General features: G+C 67.0%; 2 protein-coding genes. Both read left to right on the plus strand.

Annotation, left to right across the window (positions count from 1 at the left end; genetic code table 11):
* The first annotated feature begins 110 nt into the window (after window positions 1-110).
* On the plus strand, window positions 111-1,433 hold the full coding sequence (locus tag NM2_RS46830; RefSeq protein WP_067684265.1) for an IS701 family transposase: 1,323 nt from the start codon (window positions 111-113) through the stop codon (window positions 1,431-1,433).
* Complete coding sequence (locus tag NM2_RS46835; protein WP_067684262.1) at window positions 1,430-2,353, plus strand: SEC-C domain-containing protein; 924 nt, start codon at window positions 1,430-1,432, stop codon at window positions 2,351-2,353. The genes NM2_RS46830 and NM2_RS46835 overlap by 4 nt, the downstream gene beginning before the upstream one ends.
* Window positions 2,354-2,387 lie beyond the last annotated feature (34 nt).

Below are 2,387 nucleotides of genomic sequence, written 5' to 3' on the forward strand. Positions count from 1 at the left end.
AGTACTCCAGCCGGACTTCGTGATCGATGACGCTGCTGGTCGGCAGGCTGGACATGGGGCGGCCACCGCGTGATCATGTCGTGTTTGTGTGTGACACAACTGGATTGGCGGTGGCCGTGGGTCATAGCGTAGCGGCTGGTCGCTGGCAGTGGCAGTGGCAGTTCGACGAGTTGACCGGCCGGGTCGGTGGCCGGTTCGTGCGGGTGGAGACCCGCCGGACCGCGGCGAGGATGCTGGGCGCGATGGTGTCGGAGCTGCCGGTCAAGAACTGCTGGACACTGGCCGAGCATGCCGGTGACCGGTCCCCGGACGCGATGCAGCACCTGCTCGCGTCGGCGGTGATTGATGAGGATGGGCTGCGAGATGACCTGCGCGACTATGTGATCGAGCATTTGGGTGATATCGACGCCACGCTTGTGGTTGACGAAACAGGCGATCTGAAGAAGGGTGTGCACACGGTAGGGGTGCAACGTCAATACACCGGCACGGCGGGGCGGATCGAAAACAGCCAGGTCGCGGTGTATCTCACGTACGCCACGGCCGCCGGGCACGCATTCATCGACCGTGCGCTGTATCTGCCCAAGTCGTGGAGCAGCGACCCGGCCCGCTGCCAGCGGGCCGGTGTCCCCGGCGACGTACGGTTCGCCACCAAACCCGCCCTCGCGAAACGACTGATCATCGATGCTCTCGATGCCGGTGCCCCTGCGGGCTGGGTAACTGGCGACGAGGTTTATGGCGGTGACCCGAAATTGCGTTGCGCGCTCGAATCCCGTGGCACCGGTTACGTTTTCGCCGTGGCCTGTGACCACCGCGTCACGACCGCGACCGGCCGCGTCCGCGCCGACGCCCTCGCCGCCACGCTGCCCAAGCAAGCGTGGCAGCCGCTCTCGGCAGGCGAGGGCGCCAAAGGGCCGCGTATCTACGACTGGGCCTTCATCGAGATCGGTCCCGACTCGGACAAGGTGCTGCCAGGCTGTCGTTGGCTGATGATCCGCCGTCGCCGTCGCAGCGGGGAACTGGCGTTCTACCGCTGCTGGAACCGCGAAGCGGTGCCACTGGCCCGGCTGGTGAAAGTCGCTGGCCGGCGCTGGTCGACGGAGGAGAACTTCCAAACCGGAAAGGGCCTGGCCGGCCTCGACCAGCATCAGGTCCGCGGCTGGCGATCCTGGCACCGCTGGACCCTTCTGGCGATGCTCGCCCACGCCTTCCTCACCGTCCTCGCCATCACCCACCACGCGGACGCCCCGGCCTCGGCGGGTCTGATCGCCGTGACCCGCAACGAAATTCGGCACTTGTTCACCACACTGGTACGCACCCCGGCCGGCCCCCTCGCCCACAGGCTGGGCTGGTCGCTGTGGCGTCGCCGACACCAATACCGCGCTCGCACCAGCCACTACCGCCGCCGATCGGCAGCAACTACAGTGCCGGGGTGACTACCGGATCGGCGGCGGCGATGGCCGCGGAATCAGAAGCAGACCTCGACCGCTACCCGGATCAGCGTGGCGAGATTCTGCTCGAGGCAGCACAGCACTGGCACCGCGCCGGCAACCACGAGCGCGCCATCGAGCTATCGACCGAAGCCATCGCTCTCGGCGGTGAAGACGGCGCGCACGCCCGGATCACCCTGGCCGAGGTGTTGTTCGACTGCGATCGCAGTGCCGACGCCTGCGCTCAGCTCGAAGCGTTGCGGCGCGAGCGCAGCCCTTCGGCCGCGCCGTATCACCTTGCTGCCGAGCTGCTGGAAGAACGCGGCGACCTCGAGCAGGCACTGACCTGGTTCAACATCGCCGTGTCCCGGCTGACCGAGCAGGAGATGGCCGCCCGCGACACCGAACTCGGCCTCCTGTCCTACGCCAACAATGTCCTGGCCGGCCGGCGACGAGTTCGCCGAACACTCGCTCTGCCCGCCGACGAACTCGACGACTCGGTCTCCGGACTCGCCGAACGCGCCGACGAGTTCGTCCGCGCAGCGGCACCGCCCCCACCGCCGCGCGAGGTGAGGGTTTTGTTCTGGCTCCGCGACGAGATCACCCGAGCCCACGAAACCTGGCCCCATCTGGTCGAACACACCGACGCCGGTGCTTACACCGCCGACCGGGAGAAAGCCAACCGCGAGCTGGCCGACACCGGCATCGCCCGCATCACCATGGTGCCGCTGACCGTCGCGAAACTCATCGACTACACCACCCGCACCGGCAGCGATCCCGCCGACTCCGACACCCGCCACGCCTGCATGAACGAGATCATTGACGAAGGAAACACCCTCACCTGGCCACCACCACGCAACGCGCCATGCTGGTGCGGCTCGGCCACCAAATACAAGAAATGCTGCGGCCGACCGACATCCAGCTGAACAGCATCATCGATCACGAAGTCCGGCTGGAGTA

It is taken from the genome of Nocardia miyunensis NBRC 108239 (genome assembly GCF_001613065.1).
In the GTDB taxonomy this organism is placed as follows: Bacteria; Actinomycetota; Actinomycetes; order Mycobacteriales; family Mycobacteriaceae; genus Nocardia; species Nocardia miyunensis.